This window comes from Citrobacter sp. wls613 (assembly GCF_005281195.1).
Classification (GTDB): Bacteria; Pseudomonadota; Gammaproteobacteria; order Enterobacterales; family Enterobacteriaceae; genus Citrobacter; species Citrobacter gillenii.
This window is the reverse complement of the sequence record NZ_SZXN01000030.1, coordinates 13,610-14,414: the sequence shown is the minus strand read 5'-3', so window position 1 is coordinate 14,414 and position 805 is coordinate 13,610. Positions and strand designations below refer to the sequence as shown.

The window sequence follows — 805 nt, the reverse complement described above, 5'->3', positions numbered from 1 at the left end:
GCGCTCCATGAAGTATTCACGTAGATGCTCTGGCTGCTCGCGGGCTACCTGCTCAGCGATTACCGGCATGTTCAGGCGCTCTTTGTACGCTACACCTGAAGCCGCTAGGTCAACGTTAACCTTGTCCTGATCTTCTTTCGATTTTGCTGCGATGTTATGTCCTGACATGATGAATCCCCCTCGATGCTTTGAGAGGGATTATACATCACGATGGCAGCGCTTCATGTTTAAGCATCAATATTCACCTTGATAGCGAAAACATTGACCGGATCTGGACCGAAGTGCTTGTGAATGATGGATTGAACTTTATATCCTTGATATGGAACATCAATCCGACGGTCTGAATCATCAGCGCGAGGATATCCTCGAGTGATAATTAGGCGATCATATTCTCGGTTAACCAGGCGCTTTCGCCAGTAGTCATTCAGCAACCGGTACTCGAATTTCTTCTCTCCAGACTTCATCTGGTCGAAGTATTCACCGTTAACTGCCAGTTGAAGGTTAGCCACGCTTCACCTCCTGTTGCGGTGCTGCTTGGTACGCGCTACCTTCCTGTCCTGGTTCATTGCTTCCGGTGCATGCATGTCTGTGGTCATTGGCGTGCGGGCAGCGCTTGTTTCCGCAGTCAGGGCAGACAACAAACCGCATGTCGCTCATCGTCACCGGTCGGCAAGTGTGACACCAACAACCCGGAGTTACCGGAGAGTTGGCAGCCTGAGCAGTAGGCGTGTTCATGTGGTTATTCCATGAGCCAACTTCGTCCAGTTGCTCGGTATTACCGAACGACTGAAGCATGGCGGTGCGG

At 51.1% G+C, this 805-nt stretch carries 2 protein-coding genes; both read right to left on the bottom strand.

All coding sequences use genetic code 11. From position 1 onward, the window contains the following. Nucleotides 1–168: DNA polymerase III subunit theta (locus FDX01_RS04370; RefSeq protein WP_137399305.1), on the bottom strand; the 168-nt coding region annotated here is incomplete at its 3' end. Nucleotides 169–227: 59 nt separating this feature from the next. Then, nucleotides 228–509: an ASCH domain-containing protein gene (locus FDX01_RS04365; RefSeq protein WP_137399297.1), complete on the bottom strand. Its 282-nt coding sequence runs from the start codon at nt 507–509 to the stop codon at nt 228–230. Nucleotides 510–805 lie beyond the last annotated feature (296 nt).